A 21,342-nucleotide genomic window follows, 5' to 3' on the forward strand; every position below is an offset into this window, starting at 1 on the left:
CCAGGGCCGCTCAACGGCGCGTTATCCGAATGAGCGGCCTGAAGCGGCGTAAATTATGACGGCACTTTCATTGATTGTTTTTCTTCCAACAGCTTGTCGACTACAGCCGGATCCGCCAGCGTGGAGGTATCCCCCAGGTTGCTGGTGTCGCCGGCGGCAATTTTGCGCAGGATACGCCGCATGATCTTGCCGGAGCGCGTTTTGGGCAGCGAGTCTGTCCAGTGCAGCACGTCCGGCGTGGCGATTGGCCCTATCTCTTTGCGCACCCAGTTGCGCACTTCGGCATAGAGCTCCGGCGTCGGTTCTTCGCCGTGGTTCAGCGTGATATAGGCGTAGATCGCCTGGCCTTTGATGTTATGAGGAATGCCGACCACCGCCGCTTCGGCGATTTTCGGGTGAGATACCAGCGCGGACTCGATCTCGGCGGTGCCCAAACGGTGGCCGGAGACGTTCAGCACGTCATCGACGCGGCCGGTGATCCAGTAGTAACCGTCCTCGTCGCGGCGGGCGCCGTCGCCGCTGAAATACATGCCTTTGAAGGTCGAGAAGTAGGTTTGCTCGAAGCGGTCATGATCGCCGAACAGGGTGCGCGCCTGGCCCGGCCAGGAATCGACGATCACCAGGTTGCCTTCGCAGGCGCCTTCCTGCGGCGTGCCGACATTATCGACCAGCGCCGGCTGTACGCCGAAGAAAGGCCGCGTGGCGGAACCGGCCTTCAGCTCGGTGGCGCCCGGCAGCGGGGTAATCATGAAGCCGCCGGTTTCAGTTTGCCACCAGGTGTCGACGATCGGGCATTTGGCGTTGCCTATCTTGTTGTAGTACCACTCCCAGGCTTCCGGGTTGATCGGTTCGCCGACCGAGCCCATGATGCGCAGCGAATCGCGCCGGGTGCCTTCGATCGCCTTGTCGCCTTCGGCCATCAGGGCACGAATGGCGGTCGGCGCGGTATACAGAATGTTGACCTGGTGTTTGTCTATCACCTGCGACAGACGATTGACGCCCGGATAGTTAGGTACGCCTTCGAACATCAGCGTGGTGGCGCCGCAGGCCAGCGGGCCGTACAGCAGATAGCTGTGACCGGTGACCCAGCCGACGTCGGCGGTGCACCAGTAAATGTCGCCGTCGTGATAGTCGAACACATACTTAAAGGTCATCGCGGCGTACACCAGGTAGCCGCCAGTGGTGTGCAGCACGCCTTTTGGCTTGCCGGTCGAGCCGGAGGTGTACAGGATAAACAGCGGATCTTCGGCGTTCACTTCTTCCGGCGGGCAATCGGCGGAAACGCCCTGGGTCAGCTCATGCCACCACAGATCGCGCCCTTCCTGCCAGTAACCCGGTTTGCCGGTGCGCTGGAACACCACGACGTTGGCCACGCTGACCACGCCGGGGTTTTTCAGCGCATCGTCGACGTTCTTTTTCAGCGGCACGGCGCGGCCGGCGCGCAGGCCTTCATCGGCGGTGATCACCAGTTTGGCGTTGGAGTCGATAATGCGCCCGGCGACCGCTTCCGGCGAGAAGCCGCCGAAGATCACCGAATGTACGGCGCCGATGCGGGCGCAGGCCAGCATCGCGACCGCCGCTTCCGGCACCATCGGCATATAGATAGCCACCACGTCGCCTTTTTTCACGCCGAGCTTTTTCAGCACGTTGGCGAATTGGCAGACATCATGGTGCAGCTGTTTGTAGGTCACTTTCTTGGATTGGGTCGGGTCATCGCCTTCCCAGATAATGGCGGTCTGGTCGCCGCGCTCGGCCAAATGACGGTCCAGGCAGTTGGCCGCCAGGTTCAACGTGCCGTCTTCAAACCAACGGATGCTGACGTGGCCCGGATCGAACGAGGTGTTTTTGACTTTGGTATAGGGTTTGATCCAGTCCAGGATTTTGCCATGCTCACCCCAGAAAGCTTCTGGGTCTTGAACCGACTGTTGATAATACTGTTGGTATTGTGCCGGATTAATCAGGGCGCGTTCTGCAATTGCAGAAGGAATAGCGTGTTTATGCAGTTGGCTCATAGCTTTTCTCCTTGAAGTTGTTAATGATATGTCAACTGAAGGTTAAGTATAGTTTGCTACGATTCTTTGTTTCTTTTTTGCGCGGCAGATCACGCAACAAAGATATTGATTTGTAATAGTTCTGTCGCATTTGCAGTACGTATCTATCTATTTGGCGTTTAAATCATCATAAACCCGCTTTTTTAGCCAAAAACACTTATCTAAAGAACAAAAAAGAATAAACAAAGGCGAGGGTATTTGCCTTGCGCTTAATAAGGGTGGGAGAGACCGACATTATTTCGCGCTATAAATCTTTTTTGATTATTTTTTGCTATTAATATTCGAAGTTGGTATTAACGCGATATAACGATGGACGGCACATCGTGAAATAACGTTCTATTAACGTTTAATTCCTGATGAAAACTCGGGAAATACCGTGTGGCATTCATCCTGCTGAATTGTTCGATTTTTAATCGGAATATAAAACGGCGCTGCATTTATGGGTGAAAATGTCACTCGGCCAATTCCCATTTATTTGACTTTTGAGTAACAAAATATAAACATTTGATGCGGACTAAATATGCAGAATGGACGAAAAATAACGCATTTTAATCGCGTTCAAAAAAACGTCGCCGGCGCGGTTATGTGCTTCATTATATGAAAAATTATGTTTTTAATAACAAGCAATTATGCCATTTGAAATAGTTGCGCGAATTTTTTATGATTCGATTCAGCGCTCAACCCTGACAAATCAAGGCTTGCAGAGCATGCCGCCCGGATGATACAGATTTATACTGCGTCGCACCCAGGGCAGGTGAACGCTTCCACTGAATTAACATAAGCCTGTAATAAATGATTAAGTATTCTTTTCGCCGTGTTGCGACTTTGTACGGCGCAAAGAGTCTTTGAGGACTTTTTGGGTATGAAAAGTGTAAAAATTAGCCTGGCTTGGCAAATCCTGATCGCGTTGGTGCTGGGTATTATTGTTGGCGCGGTATTGCACAACCAGACCGAATCTCGTGAGTGGCTGGTGAGCAATATTCTCAGCCCGGCGGGTGATATCTTTATTCGTCTGATTAAGATGATTGTGGTGCCGATCGTTATTTCCACGCTGATCGTCGGTATTGCCGGCGTGGGGGATGCGAAAAAGCTGGGCCGCATCGGATTGAAAACCATTATTTACTTCGAAGTGATCACCACGATCGCCATCGTGGTGGGGCTCACCTTGGCCAACGTCTTCCAACCGGGCCACGGCATCGATATGTCGACGCTGACCACGGTGGACATTTCGCAGTATGAGAAAACCACCGAACAGGTGCAAAGCGGTTCGCACAGCCTGGTGGCGACCATTCTGTCGCTGATCCCGTCGAACGTCTTCTCGTCGATGGCCAAGGGCGACATGCTGCCGATTATCTTCTTCTCGGTGCTGTTCGGTCTGGGGCTGTCGTCGTTGCCGAAAGAGACCAAAGAGCCGCTGCTGAAGGTCTTCAAGGCAGTGTCCGAGAGCATGTTCAAAGTCACCCACATGATCATGCGCTATGCGCCGATCGGGGTGTTTGGTCTGATTTCGGTCACGGTGGCGAACTTCGGTTTCGCTTCGCTGCTGCCGTTGGCCAAGCTGGTGGTGCTGGTGTACTTCGCCATCGCGTTCTTCGCCCTGGTGGTGCTGGGGGCGGTCGCTCGGCTGTGCAACCTGCGCATCTGGACGCTGATCCGCATCCTGAAAGACGAACTGATCCTGGCTTATTCCACCGCCAGTTCGGAAACGGTGCTGCCGCGCATCATCGAAAAGATGGAGGCTTACGGCGCGCCCAAGTCGATCACCAGTTTCGTGGTGCCGACCGGTTACTCCTTTAATTTGGATGGTTCGACGCTGTACCAGAGCATCGCCGCCATCTTTATCGCCCAGCTGTACGGCATCGAGCTGTCGTTGGGGCAGGAGATCGTGCTGGTGCTGACGCTGATGGTGACCTCGAAAGGGATCGCCGGCGTGCCGGGCGTCTCGTTCGTGGTGCTGCTGGCGACGTTGGGCAGCGTCGGCATTCCGCTGGAAGGTCTGGCGTTTATCGCCGGCGTGGACCGTATCCTGGATATGGCGCGCACCGCGCTGAACGTCGTGGGCAACGCGCTGGCGGTACTGGTTATCGCCAAGTGGGAGCACCAGTTCGATCGCAAGAAGGCGCTGGCCTACGAAACGGAGTTCCTGGCGCAGAAGGTGAAGCCGGCCAATCAAGGCTAATCACCGGCTAGCGGGATATGAAAAACGCCCCGGGCATCCGTGCCCGGGGCGATTTGTTTTTATGCCCTTTCAGCCTGCCACTTTCTTTTCTCTGCCCCACTGCGTCGCTTGCATCCCCGCTTAACAGAATCTAAAGTGTTACCAAATTATTGGAAATGATAATAGATGTTATTATCATTTTCATTTGATGATGTATGGAGACACACAAAAGCCGTTGAATGGCGGGGTATCGCCCGTTCGGCGCTTTTATTCAGGCTTATCAAAGGTAGGTAACATGTCGGACACCGCTTTGGCCTCTGAATGGTTGCCGCTGGCGCCAGCGCAGCTTGATTTCTGGGAAGAATACACCTTGCACCCTGGGCAGACCTTATCCACCGTCGCCCATTGCACCGAACTGTGCGGCGCAATAGAGGAAGCGGCGCTCTGCCGGGCGATCGCCGCCACCCTCGCCGAGACGCAGGCGTTTGCCCTGCGCTTTGGCGAACGGCGTGGCGACCATCCTCCGCCGCTACGGCACGAGCCACAGCGCATACCGTCATTGCAACGTATCGATCTGCAAACGCATCGCGATCCCTGGCAGGCGGCGCAAAGCCTGATGCACGAGGATATCGCGCAGCACCGGGCGTTGCACCGCGAACCGTTAGCCGCCGCCTGGCTGCTGAAGCTGGGACCGGAGCGTTACCTCTGGTACGTGCGTGCGCACCATATTCTGGTCGACGGTTTCGGTATGGCGCTAATCGAACACCGCTGCGCCGCGCTATATGCGCACTACCTCGGCCAGGGGAGCGCGGGCATCCCTTTGGGTGCTTTCGCCCCCTTTCAACAGGCCGAGTTGGCCTACGTCGATTCTGAACGCTGCGAGCGCGATCGGCGCTTTTGGCAGGCCTATCTGCCGCCGTCGCAGGCGCTGCCGACGGTGCGTAAGGGCGGCGGGGAGTATGGCGTGCGACGCCTGAGCGTCAACCGTCGGTTGCCGACAGAAGTCGCGCAACGTCTGGCGCAGCAGTCGGAACGCAGTGGCATCAATTGGCCCGACTTGCTGGTGGCGCTGTCGGCGGCCTGGCTGTTTCAGGTCATGCCGCGCCACGTCCGGCAGGGCGATGCGTTGCCGATGTGGATGCCGGCGATGAATCGCCGCGGGCAAGCCGCCACCAACGTCCCTTCGTTGGCGGTTAATACCCTGCCGCTGCTGGTATCGCCGTCGCCAATGGAGACGCTGGGGAGCTTTCTGACCACCCTGACGCAGCAGCTGCGCGAGCTGCGCAGCCACGCTGGCTATCGTCTGCGCCAACTGGCCGCCGATCGCGGCGTGGATCCGAACTCGCGCTTCTTTATTTCTCCCTTCATCAACGTGCAACCCTTCGATGCGCCCCGTTTTGTCGGCTGTCGCGGCGCCCGGCGCGTATTGGCCGGCGGCTCGGGCGACGGTTTCAACCTGACGTATCGCGGCCGCACCGACGCCCGCGATCTGCAGGTGGATATCGATATTTATCTGGAACAGTTCCCGACGGAGGATGCGCTGGACTATGGCGAGGCGCTGCAAGAATTTCTGCTGCGCGCGCTGCAGCGGGAAGCCTGGGAGCAACCGCTCGCGGCCCTGACGGCATTGCCCGCCTGATAACCTGCGGGCGGGGGATATCCCCGCCCGAGTGGTGTGGCTTCAGCTGGTCAGTAACGCCGCCACTTCGCGCGCATTCTTGCACGGCAAGAGCGCACTGCTCACCAGCCGGGTGCCGAAAGCGTCATTGAGGCGCTCCGCCACCTGTTTGATATGCGGCAGCTTCAGCCCCATGGCGATAAACGCCGTCTCTTCTCCCCATTCCGGGCGCGGCGTCACGCCGATCGCCTGCCAATAGATGGTCAGGATCTCTGCGCTGCGCGCCAAAGGCGCGTTCGGCGGCGGGGCTGCGCAGGCGTTCAGCGCCGGCGCGGTTTGCCGCTGGCTCAGGTCGGCGCGGATACGATGGCGGTCGGTTTTGCCGTTGGCAGACAGCGGCAGCGCCTCGGCGTGGATAAAGCGCGTGGGAATATGGGTACAGGGCAGATAGCCGGTGGCGAAGGCGCGGATCTCGGACAGCGGCAGCGGCTTGCCGTCGCGGGTCAGATACAGGGCGCCGAGCGCCGCCTCGTTGTTCTCTCCGCTGGGATAATCCACCACCACCATATCCCGGATCGCCGGATGGCGGCGCAGCACGTCTTCGATTTCCGGCAGCGAGACGCGCACGCCGCGGATCTTCACATAACCGTTCACCCGGGTGGCGAACATGATGTTGCCGTCCGGACGGTAATAGCCCTGATCGCCGGTGCGGAAAGCGCGCTGCGGCTGCCCGTCCGGCCCTGCGAGGGTGACGAAGTCGTGCTGCTTCAGCTCCCCCTGCTCCAGGTAGCCCAACGCCAGGTTGACCCCGGCGGTATGGATGCGGCCGACCACGCCGGCCGGGCAGTGGCTGCCGTCGTCATGGCAGATGAAATAGCGGTTGGCCGGCAGCGGGCGGCCGTAAGGCACGGTGCCGCTCTCCTGCGGGGCGATCGGGTGCCAGATGCTCCAGATGGTGGTTTCGGTCGGCCCGCCGAGTGAGAACAGCGCGAGATCCGGGCGCAAGGTGCGCAGGGTTTGCACCGTCGCCGGCTTGATGTAGTCGCCGCCCTGCGCCACCAAGCGCAGCGAGCGCAGGCTGTCGGCCGTTTTACAGGTGAGCAGCATCTCCAGAATGGCGGGCACCGAGCACCACAGGCTGACCCGATGTTTTTCCACCAACTGGTTCCAACTGATGGCGTCTTTTTCCTGATGCGGCGCCGGCAGTACCAGTGTGGCGCCGGCGCACAGCGAACCGAACAGATCGAACATCGACATGTCATGGTGCGGCGGCGTCACGGAAATAAAGACGTCGTCGGCGGTGACGCTCCAGCGCTGTTGGGTTTGGTGCACGACGTTGGCGGTGGCGCGGTTGTTGAGCACCACGCATTTGGGCTTGCCGGTGGTGCCAGAGGTATACAGGTAATAGCTCGCGGCCTGGCTGGCGCTGCGTTCCGCCAACGCCTGTTCATCCGGCAGCGCGGGCGCGCGATCCGTCGGCGTCAGCAGGGTAGCCGGCGTCACGCCGATCGGCGTCTCCAGATCGCCGCCGTGTACCACCAGCGTCGGCCGGCAGTTCTCCAGCAGGTAGGCGGTGCGCTCCGGCGGCGAGTTGATGTCGATAGGCACCCAGATCACCCCCTGTAGGGCGCAGGCGAGGCTGAAGATGATCTGTTCCGGGCTGCGCGGCAAATACAGCGCCACCACGTTGCCCGGCTGTACGCCGCGGCTCTGCAGGTTGGCGATCGCCGTGGCGATCCGCTGGCCCAGCTCGCGATAGGTCAGCGTCTGCTCGCCACAGATAAGCGCGTTGCCGCCGTTATGCGCGCCGAACAGCCGCTCGGCCAGCTGCGCCAGATAAGGATAAGGCGTGTAATTCGCTTCGCTGTCGTTGTGGCGGTAATGCGCCAGATCGATGAAATCTCGCGGGGCGATCGCCAGATCGGCGCGTTGGCAACTGTGCAGGATGCGCCGCTGCAAGGCCGCCAGCATGGCCGCTACCTGCTCGCCGTGCAACGCCTGCTCGGCGTAATCCACGCACAGCTGCAGGTTTTTTTCGCTGTCCAGCGTCAGACGGATATCAATGGCGACCTGCGGCGTTTGGGTCAGGCCATCGTGGAAGCGCACCGGCGCCTCGGCCGGCAGCGTTTCCCAACCTAAACAGTTGGTCAGGATCACCGGCAGCGCCGGGCCGCCCTGGCTTTGGCCGAGCAACTGACGCGCCAGATCGACGCCGGAAAACGCCAGGTGATCGAGCGCGCCGAGCACATCGTCCTGCAAGGCTTGCGCGCGCTGGATAAAGTCTTCGCCATAGCGCGAATAGCGCACCGCCACGAAGCTGGAGGCGTTGCCCAGCGCGCCGTCGGCGGCGGGGAACGCCACCGGCACCCCGACGCACAGCTCCCCGTCGGTGGTCCAGTGGGCCAGCGTATCAAGGATCAGCGCCGAGAGCAGGCTGTTGCGCAGCAGCGCATGCGGCGATCCCAGGCGGCCGAGTTGTTTGACCGTGTCGTGCGGCAGCGTCAGGGTGGCGCGGCGATAGCGTGATGCGGTGAGATTGGCGAGCGGGGCGCGCCACGGCAACGCCGACGGGGTGGTGACATCCTGCAGCTTCTCGCGCCAATAGGCGGCATCGGCCTGGCGTTGCGCCGCCGATGCCGCAGGGGGCGGCAGCGCGGCGGCGGTCGGCGTCAGAGGGCGATCGTCGAACAGGCGCGCGATCACGGCGGAGATCCCCTGGCCGTCGAGGATCAAGGCATCAAAGCTGGTAAAGATCAGCGTATCGTACGGCGATCCTGTCGGATCCTGCTGTTCGGCAAGTTGGATCACGGCGATGCGCCACAGCGGTTGGCTCGGATCGTGGCGCTGGTGGGAGTAACGCTCGCGCAGTTGTTCCGTCTGGCGCTGCGCCGCTTCGTCATCCAGCGAGCGCAGGTCGTGGCGATCCAGATGCAGCGTGATTTCCGGGCGCACGTGCTGCGTGCCGCGCTGCACATCGATGCAGGTGCGCAACGCCGGGTAGTGCTGTACCAGCTCGGCCAGGCGTGCTTCAAGGCGCAGCACATCCCGCTGCCGGGCGCGGTATTCGCGGAAGTCGTGCATCGCCACGCCGCCGAGCGGCCATCGATCGCTGCGGCCGAGAAGATAGGCCTGCTGCAGTGCGGTTAATGGTGTCTCCATGGTGCTTCCCTATAGTCGCTAACCGATTAAAACGTGCCGGACGTCGCGCGCCCGGAAACCGATCTCAGTGCTGCGGCGCCAGCGCGGCGAGCAGCGTTTTCGCATGTCGTCCTGCCTCGGGCGACCGTTGGCAGATCAACGCCGCCAGCGCCGCGGGGGAGGGATGCGCCGCCAGATCCTGCGCCGTCAGCGCCGCCGCCAGATACCTGTTGAGCACCGTCAGCAGCGCGTTCACCCCAGCATCCGACAGAGGCAACCGGTGGATATCGTCGTGGTCGCGCAAGTCGGCCTCGGGAGCCACCCGCGCCAGCAGCCGGTGCAACACCTGGCGCACCGGCGCCTGCTGCGCCAGCGCGTCGGGGGTACACTGCGCCAGCAGTTGCGACAGCGGGCGATCGAACGCCCCCGCTTGCCGCGCGGCCAGGTGCAGCAGCGCCCGGTAACAGGCCAGCAGGCGTGGCAACACGTGCTCGGGAAACGCGTCCAGCCGCACGTCCCAGTTGATCAGAATGCCGTCGTCGACGTGGGCGACCTGCGCATCCAGCGCGACCTGCGGCCCCTGAGAGATGACCCAGCCGAGAGGGCCGAAGGTGTCGGCGACCCGTTCGGAAAACAGCGTCTTGCCGCGGATGCCGAAACCGGCGGTAAACACCACCGGCGAAGGCTGCAGGCTGCCGTGCAGGCGTGACAGATCGCGCATCACGCTGACGCCGGGATAATCCGCATGCTCGATCAGCTCCGCCAGCTGCGCCATCAGGCGTTGGCAGAAGGCGTTCAGGTTTTCCGTCGGGTTCAATTCCACGCCGAGCAATACCAGATTAGAGAAGTCGCCGACGAGGCGATGCGCGTCTTCCCGTTCGCTCTCGCGGTGGAACAGCGGCACGTTGAGCCGGAAGCGCGTCATGTTCCAACCCTGGCCGACGGCCAGCGCGAACAGCGCCAGAAACAGCGTCGAGAGGGAGGTGTGGTGCCGCTTGGCCACGCTCTCCAGCGCGCGGCTTTCTTCTGCATTCAACTGGATGGCCAAACGATCGCTGCGGCAGCGGTCCGGCGTGCGCAGCAGGCGCGGCGCCGGCGGCACCTGCGCCAGGCGAGCACGCCACCAACGCTGGCCGCGTTCGCGCCGCTGGCGCAGCGCCTCGTCGGCGTTGCGTCGTTCGAGGTGATCGAAGTAGGCCGGCGGCGCGTCATGGGAGGGCGCCGCCGGACACTGGTGATAAAACGCCGTCAGATCCTCCATCAGCAGGCGAAAGCTCATGGCATCGCCGGCGATCATGTCGAGATCGACGTGCAAGCGGCTGCGCCCTTCCGGCAGCAGGCTCAGGCTGATATCGCAGGGAACGCCCTGTTCCAGCGGCAGCAGCTGGGTGCTTTTCGCCTGGCGTTTGGCGGCGAGCGCGGCCGCCAGCGTCGCTTCATCGGCGTGTCGCCAGTCGTCGAGATGCAAGGTATGCCGGGGACCGGGGGGCGCGATCGTCTGTTGGCCATCGTCGGTAATGCGCAGGCGCAGCAGCGGATGATGCAGGTACAACATCTCTACGGCCTGGCGGAGCCGAGCAGCATCCAGCTCGCCGCCGTCGAACTCCGCATACAGGTGGGCGGCCATGCCGCCCAGAGGGGGAGCGGACTGTCGGCCTACCCAATAGGCGGCCTGCATCGTGGTTAACGCTTTCATCGGGTATCCATTTTGATTCAGCCAACGAGACTGCAAGAATATATCCAAATGTTAATAGGAATGAAAATTATTATTATTTGATCCATTTGGCGCACGGGTGCTATCTATAAGGCGTTTTAGCAATACCGAGCAGAGAGGGCGTTGGGCGTGAATAATTTATCTATATTATTCTTAGCATTGAAATGATTGCTTGTTATTACAGCGCTCGTTTTTCCTGCGAAAGTATAAGGGTTTCTGGCAGTTATCTTGTCAGCCCTCACACCTTTATTGATAATGATTTGCATTAGAAAATGCAAAATATTATCATTCTTAACATTATTTTACGTTTTTATACAAGCTGCCGGCCGCTCCGCCGGCGGCTTGGCCGTGGACGGGGCCGCGCCCGTTCGGCCGCGAAAGACATGGGTTTGCCGCAGGGATAAGCAACAGCAAGGCCGGGAAGGCCGCAGCGTCATGATCTGTGTGAGTGTCGATGTAGGTTGTGTAAAAAAAAATCAAATTTTGTGCACCTCTGGGATGAAAGGAGAAGACATCTATGGGCAAGCATTTTGCGGCTCAACGGCATGAAAGCGTAGGAAACGGGGAAAAGGCGGGGTTGAAAGCCATTGGGGCATTTTCCTCCGTATTTTTAGGGGTTTGTTCACTGGCGATCGGTAACGTCAACGCGGCGGAAACGAAGAGCAACGAAACCTACCAGGACGCGGAAACGCTGCTGGTCACCGGTGAGAAGATCAAACGGTCCATTTTCGACACCGGCTCCAGCGTGCAGGTGTTCGACAGCAACCGCATCGCCTCGATGCCCGATGCGGTGCAGATCCCCGATCTGCTGCGCATGACCCCCAACGTGGTGGATCTGGGCATCGGCAACGAACTGCCGACCGTGCGCGGCATCGACGGTTCCGGCCCGAACGTCGGCGCCAACGCTTTCCTCAGCGGCACCCGCCCGCGCCTCAATCTGTCATTGGACGGCCGTTCGCTGACTTATAACGAACAGGCGTTCGGTCCGCAGTCGCTGTGGGATCTGGATCGCGTCGAAGTGTTCCTCGGCCCGCAAAGCTACATCCAGGGGCGCAACGCCATCGCCGGCGCCATCGTCATGGCCAGTAAGGATCCGACCTTCGAGTGGGAAAGCGCCTTCAAGGGCGGGGCCGGCAACCAGCACTCTTCACAGTTGGCGGCTATGGCGTCCGGCCCGCTGGTGGAAGATCAACTGGCGTTCCGCGTCAGCGTCGATCGCCAGCGCCGCCGCAGCGAAGCCGATTTGCCGGCCTATGCGCCGGTGGGCGATCCGCGCGAAGTGGAAGCCACCACCGCCCGCGCCAAGCTGTTGTTCAACCCGGCCGGCCTGCGCGATCTGACCACCAAGCTGACCTTCAACCACTTCGGCAGCACCGCGCCGCAGAACGAAAGCCTTAACCCGCAGCCGCATCCGACCAACCCGCGCCACGATCCGCGCCGCGCCGTGTTCAAAAGCAACATGAACAGCACCATCTGGGATCTGGCCTGGGAGCAGTCCGACGCACTGACGTTGGAAAACCGCGTTATCTACACCGACTTCAACATCAACCGTCCGACCGCTTACAACATCCAATACGCCGAGATCGACGGCCAGGAAGTTCACGTGGAGCCGGTAGTGCGCTTCGGCGGCGCGGACAGCCGCCTGCACGGGCTGGCGGGGCTGCGTTACTTCCACGGCACGCAGGATGAGTTCGTCAACATCTTCGGCGGCTCGGCCTTCAAGGATAAGACCGATACCCATTCGGCGTTCGCCGAGCTGACCTATGCGCTGACGCCGCAGGTGGACGTGACCGCCGCCAGCCGTCTGGAGCGCGAACATCGTCGCCGAGACGGCGGCAGCCAGGCGGTGCGCATCGATTTCGATGAAACCTACACCGTGTTCCTGCCGAAGCTGGACGTGGCCTGGAAACCGACGGATACCCAAACCTACGGCGCCAAGATCGCACGCGGCTATAACGCCGGCGGCGGCGGCATCACGATCGGCACGCCGGTGGTCAGCTACACCTACGGTTCCGAGTATGTCTGGAACTACGAGCTGTACACCCGCCATCACTTGAAAGACGCCAACGTGGTGCTGACGGGTAACATCTTCTACAACGATTACAAGGATATGCAGCTGCCGTACTCGCTGGGCGAGAACTCCAGCGTGATCCGTAATGCCGACAAGGTGGAAACCTACGGCGCGGAAATCGGTGCCACCTGGCAGCCGCGCTGGGATTTCGAACTGTTCGGCAACCTCGGCCTGTTGAAAACCGACATCAAGAAGTTCTCGGGCAGCGGCGTGGAAGGGCATGAGCTGGCGCGCGCGCCGGCTTACACCGCCAACATGGGCGCCAAATATCAGTTCCTGAAAGGGTGGGAGCTGAGCAGCAACGTGGCGTTTACCGACTCCTACTATTCGCAATACGACAACGACTCGCGCGGGCGCATCGGCTCCTATTGGACGGCCAACGCCCAGCTGGCTTACACCTTCGACTACGGTCGCGCCACGCTGTATGCGAAAAACCTGTTTGATTCCGACCGCCGCGAGATGGTCAGAAGCAATGACATTTACACGGCGACTCTCCAGCGAGGCCGCCTGGTCGGCGCAGCGGTTGAGCTGACTTTCTAACGCTATCGCGGTGACGGGGGACGAATGTCCCCCGTTTTATGCGCTATCCCGGCACGGCCGGGCAAAGGAGATAACGCAGTGATCGGTGATTTTGACAGCATTCTGAGCGATGAAGAGGCCCAGCGGCTGGAGAGCGCGTTTCAGGCGCTGGGCGCGGGGGCGGCGAACGGCGAGCGGCCGGTAAGCGAAGCCGAAGAGCGGGCATGGTTTGCCCATCTGCAGCAGGGTGACGCACGCGGGCAGCGGGCGCTAGCCTGGCGCCTGACGGGAGAGGTGGATATCGCCCAACTGACGGCGGCGCTGCAGGCGCTGGTGCGGGAAACGCCGGGCGTGAACGTGCATTACGTTTTTGATGACGAAAACGGTCTGATTAAACGCGCCGCCGATTCGGCGCCGTTGCCGGTGAGCCTGCGTCAGGTGGCGGATGAACAACACGCCATGGATTGCCTGCTGCAGGCGCAGGCGGCGCCGTTTGAACTGGAAGGCGAAGCGCCGCTGCGCTTCTTGCTGTTGCTCACGCCGGGCGGTGATGTGATGTTGGGCGCGGTATTGCATGACATCCTGGCGGAAACGCTGCCGTGGCGCCACCTGCCGGCGATGTTGTCCGCCCGTTATAACGGAGATGCGATGCCTCTGCCTTTCGCGGCGGAGCCGGCCGAGCCGGCGGAAATCCCGGAGCCACAGCTGCCCTGGAGGCGCCAGGCGGTTTCGCTGCAGGATTACCGCAGCCCGGCGCAGCGTGCTGAAGCCTTGCCGCCGGTGGGGGAGCGCGTGGTCACGCGCATTGCGCGTTCGCTGTTGCCCGCCAACGACGCGCCGCGGGCGTTGCTGGCGGCGGTGGCGGCGCGTTTTGCCGAGTTCATCGCCGCGCAGGCCGGTGGGCAAGCCGTGCAGCTGTGCGTGCCGACGGCGGAGACGGCGGAGTGCATCGGTCTGGAGCTGGGGCTGACGGCGGTACCGCTGATGCGCCTGACCGTGCTGCATGGCGAGGGCGACATCGGGCAACGGCTGCTGGCGCAGACCGTGGCCGAACAGCCGGATCCGCAGCGGGCGCAGCTGCTGGTGGCCTGGCGTGACGATCTGGCTGCGGACTGGCGCATGGAAGGCGTTCACGCCGAACGCCTGTTGCTGCCGCCGCTGCATACGCCGTTTGAACTGGCGCTGCTGTTGGGCTTGCCGGAGGCAGAAACGCTGACGCTGGAGCTGGCCACCGACCCGCGCCTGTCTCCGCACGCGGCGCCTTTCCTGCTGGAGCAGTTCAGCGCGTTCCTGGCCGGGCAGCGAATTACCGTCGCATTGCCGGCGGCTTCCCCGGCGATGGCCGCGCCAGCGGCGAACGGCGACGCGGACGAAAGCGTTGCGCCGCTGATTTTGCAGGCGTTCCGTGAGGCGCTGGCGGCGCCGGAAATGACCCTGGATGAAGACTTCTTCGATCGCGGCGGCCATTCGCTGGTCGCCACCCGGGTGATCGGCCGCTTGCTGAGCCTGCATCAGATCGAAATCAATATTAACGATCTGTTCAGCCATCCCACGGCGCGCGGGCTGGCGGGGTACGCCAAACGCCTGAACGTCGCGCAGCCGAATGCTGCACCGACGACCGCCGACGATCATGATCGGGCGCAGGCGCCGCTGTCGTTGGCGCAGGAATCGTTGTGGAAGGTGTATGAAGCCTTTGGTCATGACGAGATCTTCAACCTGCCGTTCTCCCTGCGTTTCTTCGATGAGGTGGATGAAACGGCGCTGCGTCAGGCGTTTATCGACGTCATGACTCGCCATACCGTGCTGCGTTCACGCTTCGTCGAGCAGCAGGGCGAGGTGGCGCAGGTGGTGGTGCCGGCTGCCGAACTGTCGGATTACCAATGGTTCCGCTTCTCTCAGGAAACGCCGGCGGGCAACGCCGCCGCCCTGTTGGCCGACGCCGGCCAGCACCGTTTCGATCTGGCCGCCGAGCTGCCGCTGCGCGTCACGCTGCTGCGCGATGCGGACAACGGCCAGCAGCTGCTGTCGCTGCTGTTCCACCACGTGGTATTGGATGAATGGTCGCTCAACCTGATGATGGATGAGCTGGGCGTCGCCTACCGCCATCGCGTCGTCGGCCAGGCGCCGCAGTGGAGCGGACAGCCGCCGCAGTTCCACACCTTCGCCCGGCAGCAGCGGGCCTCCGGGGTGCAGCAGCAACATCTGGATTACTGGCTCGACGCGTTGCGCGGCGCGCCGGTCGGCCAGCCGATCTTCCGGCAAGAACCGTCCACCCATCCGGCGGTGCCGGCGCCGGCGGACGTCAACGGCGGCTGGCTGGAGTTCGAGGTCGATCCCGCCGTGGCGGAAGGCCTGTATCAGCTCGCTCGCCGCAACAACGCTTCGTTGTTTAACGTAGTGTATGCCGGGATTACCTCGGCGCTGCGCCTGCTGGGCGGCCCGGCGGATCTGCTGGTGGGCACCTCGACCTCCGGCCGTAACGACGCCGAGTTCTTCGATACCGTCGGCTACTTCACCACCGTGGTGGTGCACCGCGTGCGCTTCGACGAAGGGCTGACGGTCGCCGGGTTGGTCAGTCAGGTGAAAAACACCATCAATGGCTCGCTGCCGTACACCGACATTCCGATCGACCTGGTGGAAGAAGGGCTGTTCGGCGTGGATGCCGACCGCAAAAACCACATGTTCGAAGTGTTCATCCAGATCCACAGCCGCATCAAGCTGAACGGCGAGTTCCGGCTGCAGGACGGCCGTGCGATCGCCTACCGTCAGGTGGAGCCGGAGAAAGCCGAATCGCTGCTCGGCCTGCAGTTTGAGGTGATGGAAGACGATCTGGCCGGGAAGAAATCCCTGCGGGTGATGATGACCTATCGCCAGGATCACTACAGCAGGGAGCAGGCCACTCTGATCGCCGACGGCGTTCAGCACGTCTTTACCCAGTTTGCGCAGCACATCGCTGGCGATATCGCTCTGGCGGCGCTGCCGCCCGGGCCGCAGGCATGACGTTGTTTCACTCTAACCGAAAGCATGATTTTCAAGGAGATAAAAGGATGTCTGGAACCCTAGCAACCCCGCGCGCGTTACTGTCGCTGCTGGTGGCGGCCTCTCTGGTGGTCGCCGGCGCCGCGCAGGCGGACGATGCCGGCATCAAACCGCAGGACATCAAGCGCCAGGCGCTGTCGTCGGCGGTGGTGGAGATGGCCTACAGCACCTCGCAGCAGGCGCTGTTCGTCAGCGCGCCGGACTGGAAGGAAGAAGCGCGCTCCCGCGTGCTGCGGCTGGATCCCAACACCCTGGCGATCAAGGCGGAGATCCCGCTGAAGGTGAAAGGCTTCGGCGTGGCGCTGAACGATGCGGGCAACCGTTTGTACCTGACGCAGGCCTTCAACGGCGAAGTCGGGGTGGTGGACACCACCACCAACCATGCGCTCGACAGCATCAAGCTGCTGGATAAAGCGGTGCTTGAGCAGGCCTACAAGCAGGCGGGCATCAGCGGCAAGCGCCTGGATTTCCTGCTGGCGGAGCTGAAGAAGTTCAAGATCACTGAGGACTACCTGTACCGCATCCGCGAGATTAAATATGACGCGCAAAGCGGCCGCCTGTTCCTGCCGGGGCTGGGCTTCGGCGTCGACAGCGTGCTGTACGTGGTCGATACCAAGGCCGGCAAGCTGGAAAAAGTGATCCCGGGCTTCGGTTACAACGCGGTGGGCATCACGCTGGATGAGAAGGGCCGCAGGGTGTTCGTCTCCAACATGCAGGGGCAGGTGATCACCCTGAACGCCGACACGCTGGCGATCGCCGCCACGCACGAGGTGCAGGCCGATCAGTTGCTGAACCTGGTGTATGACCCGGCGAGCAACCGCCTGTTGGGCGTCGATCAGGGCATCGACCGCGACGACTACCGCAACCATCATCTGGGGCGCGACTACGTGAAGCGCAGCAGCGGCCACCGGGTGTTTGCGCTGGATGCGGACAGCGGCAAGGTGCTGGCCAGCGAACTGACGGATGAAGTGCCGATCGGTCTGCTGCTCGACGAGCGCAGCCAGCGGCTGTATGTCGCCAACCGCAAGGGCGTGCGCGTGGATCACGGCGCCGGGACGCTGACGGTGTTCGACGCCAAGACCCTCAAGCGCCTGCAAACCGTGGACCTGCCGCCGCACCCTAACAGCCTGGCGTTGGATCCGAAAGGCGACGCGCTGTTCGTAACGGTGAAAAACGACGGCGCTGCCACCAAGGCCGGCAAAGCCGAAAGCGTGGTGCGCATTCAGCTACACACCAAATAACTGAATGGAAAGATAAAAAAAGGGCGCCGCGGCGCCCTTTCTCGTGGCTGACAAAGGAGGAAAAAGCGTCGTTTTTCCTCCTTTGTGGTTATCAGCCGAAAATCAATGAATTGATTTTCCTTGTTTTCTATCTGTCGCCTAATGAAAGCCCGGCAACGTCATCCGCTTTGTCATTTACCTCAAGGGGTGCTGAGCACCCCTTTGTCGTTGGTTCATGTCATCAGAAGTGGGTGTTGATGCTCATGTAGTAGGTGCGGCCCGGTTCGTTGTAGGTGGCCGCGCCCGCACCGGCGATGTTGATCGCACCGGTGTTCGGATCGCCGACGTTCTGCGCGTTGCCGAGCAGGTAGCAGCCGTTTCTGGTATCGCTACCGGCGCATCCCTGGCCTTTGCTGTACAGCAGATAGTTGCCGTTGGTCTGGAACAGGGTCGGCGCCTTGTAGGAACGGGCGATGCCCATCTTCAGCGTGAAGTAGTCGCCCAGTTCCTGCGACAGGTTCAGCGCCGGGCTCCAGTTGTTGCCGGATTCCGAATGCAGATCGTAGCGCAGACCCGGCGTCAGCATGGTGGTGTCGGTCAGTTCAATGTTGTCTTCGGCGAACAGCGAGAAGATATGCGCGGAAGCGTAAGGGCTGCGCGTACCGGTCGTCATGCCGGGAATGGTGCCGCCCATCAGCGTTTGGCTGGTGGAGGTGCCGTCCTTCATGCGTTGCTGGCTCCATTCGGTGCCCAGCGTAGCGGTTTGCGCGACGCCCAGCTCGAACGGCACGCTGACTTCGCTGTGCGCCAGGAAGTCATCCAGCTTGGTGGTGCCGAAACCGGTGTTCTTGGTATCGAAGATGCCTTCGGTGCCGCCGGCCAAGCCTTCGTTCAGGCGGGTGTTGCGGGTGCGTTCGAACTGCACGTAGTTGTTGGTGCTCACGCCGTTGTCCCAGGCGCCGCGGTGGGTCAGGCCGAAGGTTTCACGGTAGATGCGGTTGGTCTCTTTGCCGTAGTTGCTCTGTACCAGGGCGTTGGTGTTGGTGTTCTGGGTATCGCCGGCGTACAGGTTGCCCTGGCGGCCATAGGCGTATTCGAACTCCAGCGACTGCAGATGGGCGAAATCCCAGTGCAGCAAGGCGTCGATGTTTTTATCGACCACCCCTTCGCGCCCGGCGGGCACGCTGTTGGCGTAGGCGCCGACGCGTTCGGATTTGTGCGATTCGTTAATGTCCCAGGCATCGGCCTGCGTTTTGCTGTAGCCGCCGAACAGGCGGAAGCTTAGGGAATCGCTCAGCGGGCCGGACAGGCTGAAATCGGTGCGCTTGGTGGCGCCTTCCTGCTTGTGCTGCGGCACGTTGAAGTAGCCGTTCAGCGAGCCGTGCAGCGCATCGCCGGCCTTCTTGGTGATGATGTTGACCACGCCGCCCGCGGCGCCGTTGCCATAGCGCGCCGCAGCCGGGCCGCGCAGCACTTCGATGCGTTCGATCATTTCCGGCGGCACCCAGGCGGTATCGCCGCGTGAGTCACGTTCGCCGCGCCAGCCCTGACGCACCGAGTTGCGGCTGGAGGCCGGTTTGCCGTCGATCAGAATCAGGGTGTTTTCCGGGCCCATGCCGCGGATATCGATCTGGCGGTTGTTGCCGCGCTGGCCGCTGGTGGAGTTGCCGGTCAGGTTAACCCCGGGCATGGTGCGGATCAGCTCGCTGATGTCGCGCGCCGGCGGGCGTTTCTTGATCTCATCGGCGGTGATGGTGGATACCCCCGGCGCCTGCAGGTTCTGCCGGGCGGCGGTCACGACGATGGTGTCTTCGCCGCGCGGCTTTTTATCCGCTGCGCCGCTGTTTTCTTCCGTGGTGGGGGTGTCGGTCTGCTGCGCGGCGTTGGCGAACGCGGACGCGCCCAATCCCAAGCCGATAAGAGTGGCCAAAGAATAACGTGATAGCTTGCTTTTCATTTGAGTGTCCTACCTTGCTGCCCTCCCTCGCCGAATGGGGGAAAGGCGGTTGTAGTTTTTGTGTAGTCGGAATAGAAAATCGGCTGCGGCAAGGGATGCCATTGATGTATCCCCGATCACTGTCCGTTGCGCGCAATACCAGCACGATCTCCAAGCCTTACACACTATTGCAAATGCAAATTATTATCAATAGTATTTGGCCTACAGTGTGTTCGGGCGGTGGCCGGCGATAGGGAAAAGTCGACGTTCCCGGTGCCGCCAACTACAAAATGGGTAGGCGTTGTGAATACAGAACTAGAGTCAGAAAGCAGCAGATTATTGGCCAGCAGCAATGCGGGCAGTCCAGGGTGGTGGTTGACGGTGGCACGACGCGGTACGCCATGGGTAGAACCGGCGGGTAACGGCCGGTGGCGAACCACCTTTTTCTGGCGCGATCCGCAGGGATGCGAATTGACTTCCGCCTACCGCCGGGTGTGGATCAACATCAACTGCCTGACCGACCACCATCAGCCGAATCCGCCGCAAAGCCTGCTGCGTTTGGCCGGTACCGACGTATGGTACTGGCAGACCGAGCTGAACGGCGCCTGGCGCGGCAGCTACTGCTTTATTCCTTGTTTTGACGAGCGGCCGCCGGCGTTCAGCGACGACGACGCGCACGCCAACATGCACAACCTGCGTCACTGGTGGCACCAGGTGTTCGCCTGCGCCACTCCCGATCTGCTCAACCCCTATCGCTCCTGGCAAAGCGCCAGCGGCCACAGCGTTTCCGGTCTGCACATGCCGGATGCGCCGCCGCAGCCGGTGTGGCGCTCGTTCGATGAGTATGAGATCGCCAGCGGGCGCTGCACGCCGCCGCTGCCGGCGCGTTTGCAGCGCCATACCTGGCAGAGCGAGCGTCTGGGCAACAGCCGCGATGTCTGGATCTACACCACCGGCGACAGCAAGCCGGCCGAACGCCCGCTCGCGATCCTGCTCGACGGCCAGTTCTGGGCGAAGCAAATGCCGGTCTGGGCGCCGTTGATGCAACTGACCCGCGAGGGGGCGTTGCCGGAAGCGGTGTATGTGCTGATCGACATCATCGATCTGCCGCACCGGGCGCGTGAGCTGACCTGCAAGGACGATTTCTGGCTGGCGGTGCAGGAAGAACTGATGCCGCAACTGGCCGAATGGGCGCCGCACAGCGACAATCCGGCTGAGACGGTGGTGGCGGGGCAAAGCTTTGGCGGCCTGGCCTCTCTGTACGCCGGGCTGCGCTGGCCGCAGCGCTTCGGCGCGGTGATCACCCAGTCCGGCTCCTATTGGTGGCCGCGGCGCGACATGCTGCAGCTGCCGAGCATTCCCGACGACGCCTGCTGGCTGATGCAACAGGTCGAACGCCACGGCCTGGGCAACCACGGCGCGCTGAAGGTATTTATGGAAGCCGGTACGCAGGAAAAGCTGGTGCATCAGGTCAGCGGGCAAATGGCGGCGCGCCTGAGCGAAGCCGGCCATCGGGTGCACTACCGGGTGGTGGAAGGCGGGCACGACGCGCTGTGCTGGCGCAGCGGCCTGACCGACGGGCTGCAGGCGGTGTGGGCTTCCGCTTTCGCCACCGCTTATCCGGCATCGGTAACGACGGCGGCACAAGGAACGCAGGATGGAAAGCCTGAATCCGTTCGATGATCAACAGCAGCGCAGCCTGGTGCTGCGCAACGTACAACAACAATACAGTTTGTGGCCGGATTTCCGCGCCATTCCACCCGATTGGACGATCGTATTTGGCCCGGCGGCGCGCACCGAGTGCGCCGAGTGGCTGGAACAGCATTGGCAAGATATTCTGCCGGTCGCAGCACGCAAGGCGTGACCGGCGCCTGGTAA

General features: G+C 61.7%; 10 protein-coding genes and 1 pseudogene. 7 read left to right on the forward strand and 4 right to left on the reverse strand.

What is annotated here, in order from left to right; genetic code table 11:
* Positions 1–53: 53 nt before the first annotated feature.
* Positions 54–2,012, reverse strand: a complete 1,959-nt coding sequence (acs, locus tag SERRSCBI_RS01455; protein WP_033652607.1) for an acetate--CoA ligase — start codon at positions 2,010–2,012, stop codon at positions 54–56.
* A gap of 901 nt (positions 2,013–2,913) precedes the next feature.
* Between acs and gltP the strand changes: the two genes are divergently transcribed.
* Together gltP and SERRSCBI_RS01465 are read left to right on the forward strand one after the other, a co-directional pair.
* Positions 2,914–4,230 carry a glutamate/aspartate:proton symporter GltP gene (gene gltP / locus SERRSCBI_RS01460; RefSeq protein WP_033641576.1) on the forward strand — a complete coding sequence of 439 codons (1,317 nt, stop codon included), beginning with the start codon at positions 2,914–2,916 and terminating at the stop codon, positions 4,228–4,230.
* Between the two features lie 274 nt (positions 4,231–4,504).
* Positions 4,505–5,848 (forward strand): condensation domain-containing protein, encoded by a 1,344-nt coding sequence (locus SERRSCBI_RS01465; RefSeq protein ID WP_042783479.1) that lies wholly within the window; start codon positions 4,505–4,507, stop codon positions 5,846–5,848.
* A 42-nt stretch (positions 5,849–5,890) separates the two neighbouring features.
* Here SERRSCBI_RS01465 and SERRSCBI_RS01470 read toward each other — a convergent pair whose 3' ends face one another.
* Both SERRSCBI_RS01470 and SERRSCBI_RS01475 read right to left on the reverse strand, forming a co-directional pair.
* Positions 5,891–8,986, reverse strand: a complete 3,096-nt coding sequence (locus SERRSCBI_RS01470) for an amino acid adenylation domain-containing protein (RefSeq protein ID WP_042783480.1) — start codon at positions 8,984–8,986, stop codon at positions 5,891–5,893.
* 64 nt (positions 8,987–9,050) lie between these two features.
* A complete protein-coding gene (locus SERRSCBI_RS01475; RefSeq protein WP_042783481.1) occupies positions 9,051–10,661 on the reverse strand; it encodes a condensation domain-containing protein in 1,611 nt (536 codons plus the stop codon).
* Positions 10,662–11,196: 535 nt separating this feature from the next.
* On the opposite strand from SERRSCBI_RS01475, the gene SERRSCBI_RS01480 reads away from it, so the two are divergent.
* From SERRSCBI_RS01480 to SERRSCBI_RS01490, 3 genes are all read left to right on the forward strand, one after another.
* The gene (locus SERRSCBI_RS01480) at positions 11,197–13,290 is read left to right on the forward strand and encodes a TonB-dependent receptor (protein WP_042783482.1); all 2,094 of its coding nucleotides are present in this window, start codon (positions 11,197–11,199) and stop codon (positions 13,288–13,290) included.
* A gap of 78 nt (positions 13,291–13,368) precedes the next feature.
* A complete protein-coding gene (locus SERRSCBI_RS01485) occupies positions 13,369–16,269 on the forward strand; it encodes a condensation domain-containing protein (RefSeq protein WP_042783483.1) in 2,901 nt (966 codons plus the stop codon).
* 47 nt (positions 16,270–16,316) lie between these two features.
* Positions 16,317–17,549 (forward strand): YncE family protein, encoded by a 1,233-nt coding sequence (locus SERRSCBI_RS01490; RefSeq protein ID WP_033641583.1) that lies wholly within the window; start codon positions 16,317–16,319, stop codon positions 17,547–17,549.
* 334 nt (positions 17,550–17,883) lie between these two features.
* On the opposite strand, the pseudogene SERRSCBI_RS01495 reads toward SERRSCBI_RS01490, so the two are convergent.
* Positions 17,884–19,485: pseudogene (locus SERRSCBI_RS01495) on the reverse strand (FepA family TonB-dependent siderophore receptor); the annotation flags it as partial.
* 282 nt (positions 19,486–19,767) lie between these two features.
* Here SERRSCBI_RS01495 and fes point away from each other — a divergent pair.
* Entirely contained in the window at positions 19,768–21,147 is a 1,380-nt protein-coding gene (gene fes, locus SERRSCBI_RS01500) for an enterochelin esterase (RefSeq protein WP_080273360.1), read from the forward strand.
* Positions 21,122–21,328 carry an MbtH family protein gene (locus tag SERRSCBI_RS01505; protein ID WP_033644173.1) on the forward strand — a complete coding sequence of 69 codons (207 nt, stop codon included), beginning with the start codon at positions 21,122–21,124 and terminating at the stop codon, positions 21,326–21,328. Before fes ends, SERRSCBI_RS01505 begins: the two co-directional genes overlap by 26 nt.
* The last annotated feature ends 14 nt before the right edge of the window (positions 21,329–21,342 follow it).

This window comes from Serratia sp. SCBI (assembly GCF_000747565.1).
Lineage (GTDB): Bacteria > Pseudomonadota > Gammaproteobacteria > Enterobacterales > Enterobacteriaceae > Serratia > Serratia ureilytica.

Excerpts from the sequence above, each read along its gene's own strand:
- gltP (WP_033641576.1), top strand. The coding sequence starts at position 2,914 with ATGAAAAGTGTAAAAATTAGCCTGGCTTGGCAAATCCTGATCGCGTTG.
- acs (WP_033652607.1), bottom strand. The coding sequence starts at position 2,012 with ATGAGCCAACTGCATAAACACGCTATTCCTTCTGCAATTGCAGAACGC.
- SERRSCBI_RS01470 (WP_042783480.1), bottom strand. The coding sequence starts at position 8,986 with ATGGAGACACCATTAACCGCACTGCAGCAGGCCTATCTTCTCGGCCGC.
- SERRSCBI_RS01490 (WP_033641583.1), top strand. The coding sequence starts at position 16,317 with ATGTCTGGAACCCTAGCAACCCCGCGCGCGTTACTGTCGCTGCTGGTG.
- SERRSCBI_RS01475 (WP_042783481.1), bottom strand. The coding sequence starts at position 10,661 with ATGAAAGCGTTAACCACGATGCAGGCCGCCTATTGGGTAGGCCGACAG.
- SERRSCBI_RS01505 (WP_033644173.1), top strand. The coding sequence starts at position 21,122 with ATGGAAAGCCTGAATCCGTTCGATGATCAACAGCAGCGCAGCCTGGTG.
- SERRSCBI_RS01480 (WP_042783482.1), top strand. The coding sequence starts at position 11,197 with ATGGGCAAGCATTTTGCGGCTCAACGGCATGAAAGCGTAGGAAACGGG.
- SERRSCBI_RS01465 (WP_042783479.1), top strand. The coding sequence starts at position 4,505 with ATGTCGGACACCGCTTTGGCCTCTGAATGGTTGCCGCTGGCGCCAGCG.